Origin of the sequence: Bradyrhizobium sp. SZCCT0231 (assembly GCF_018130245.1) — a bacterium.
GTDB classification, from domain to species: domain Bacteria; phylum Pseudomonadota; class Alphaproteobacteria; order Rhizobiales; family Xanthobacteraceae; genus Bradyrhizobium; species Bradyrhizobium japonicum_F.
On sequence record NZ_JAFCKP010000039.1, the window covers coordinates 1 to 1,873 of the forward strand.

A 1,873-nucleotide genomic window follows, 5' to 3' on the forward strand; every position below is an offset into this window, starting at 1 on the left:
CGTATAGGTGAGCGTCGGGTCCGGCGTACCATAGGTCTTGGTGAGATTGTCGGCCGCGACCGTGATCGGACGCGGCGTGATGCCGAGGTTCGCCCCGGCATAGGTCAGCGCGTAGTTGCTGCCGGCCGCCAACGTGCCCTGGGTGATGCCATAGGAGCCGACATTCTCGCCGCTTGCCCGGGTGAGCACACCGCTCAGGCTGTCGCCGCCGACGAGATTGCCTGACGTCACGCCATAGGTCAGCGTCGGATCGGCATCACCATAGGTCTTGCTCTGCGCATTCGCGGTGACCGTGATCGCGCGCTGGGTGATCCCGAGGTTCGCCCCGGCATAGGTCAGTGCGTAGTTGCTGCCAGCCGTCAGCGTGCCCTGGGTGATGCCGTAAGTCCCGACGTTGTTGCCGCCGGCACGGCTCAACACGCCGCTCAGGCTATCGCCAGCGACCAGGTTACCCGAGGTGACACCATAGGTCAGGGTCGGGTCGGCATCGCCATAGGTCTTGCTCTGCGCGTTCGCGGTCACCGTGATCGCGCGCTGGGCGATGCCGAGGCTGGCACCGGAATAAGTCAGTGCGTAGTTGCTGCCGGCGGTGAGCGTCCCCTGCGCGATGCCGTAGCTGCCGACGCTCTCGCCAGCGGCGCGGGTGAGCACACCGCTCAGATTGTCACCGCTCACGAGATTGCCCGAGGTGACGCCATAGGTCAGCGTCGGGTCGGCATCGCCATAGGTCTTGCTCTGGGCGTTCGCCGTCACCGTGATCGCGCGCTGGGTGATGCCGAGGTTGGCACCGGAATAAGTCAGCGCGTAGTTGCTACCGGCGGTCAACGTGCCCTGTGTGATGCCGTAGCTGCCGACGTTCTCGCCACTCGCCCGCGTCAGTGCTCCGCTCAGGCTGTCACCGGAGACAAGGTTGCCGGAGGTGACGCCGTAGGTCAGCGTCGGATCGGCGTCGCCATAGGTCTTGCTCTGGGCGTTCGCCGTGACCGTGATTGCACGTGCCGTGATCCCGAGATTCGCTCCGGCATAGGTCAACGCATAGTTGCTGCCTGCCGTCAGCGAGCCCTGGGTGATGCCGTAGCTGCCGACGTTATTGCCGCTGGCACGGCTCAGCGCGCCGCTCAGACTATCAGCGCCGACGAGATTGCCCGACGTGATGCCATAGCTCAGAGCCGGATCGGCTTCGCCATAGACTTTGCTCTGTGCATTCGCTGTGACCGTGATTGCGCGCGGTGTGATGCCGAGATTGGCACCAGCATAGGTCAGCGCGTAGTTACCGCCGGCCGTCAACGCGCCCTGCGTGATGCCGTAAGAGCCAACGTTCTCGCCGGCGGTCCGGGCGAGCACACCGCTCAGGCTGTCGCCAGAGACCAGATTGCCTGAGGTGACGCCGTAGGTGAGCGTCGGATCGGCGTCGCCATAGATCTTGGTTTGCGCATTCGCCGTTACCGTGATCGCACGCTGAGTGATCCCGAGGTTCGCCCCGGCATAGGTCAGCGCGTAGTTGCTGCCGGCGGTCAGCGTGCCCTGGGTGATGCCGTAGGAACCGACGTTCTCGCCGGCGGCACGGGCGAGCACGCCACTCAGGCTGTCACCGGAGACCAGATTGCCTGACGTCATCCCATAGGTCAGTGTCGGATCGACGTCACCATAGGTCTTGCTCTGCGCGTTCGCTGTCACCGTGATTGCGCGCTGGCCGATCGTCCCGATATTGGCCTGCACGGTCGTGCTGGTCAGCAGGTAGTTGCTGGCGGCGGCCCCGCTCAGCGTCAGGCCAACCGCGGTCACGGTCTTGTTGATGCCGGCGCTGGCGTTGTCGTAGCTGGCGGACGCCGCCGTCACGATGACGCTGCCGACATCGCCGGCCTGGACGCCG

The 1,873-nt window shown here is 65.2% G+C and carries 1 protein-coding gene; it reads right to left on the minus strand.

All coding sequences use genetic code 11. The features are described from left to right. On the minus strand, positions 1-1,873 hold a 1,873-nt coding region (locus JQ566_RS34405; RefSeq protein WP_249139975.1), incomplete at both ends, for a beta strand repeat-containing protein.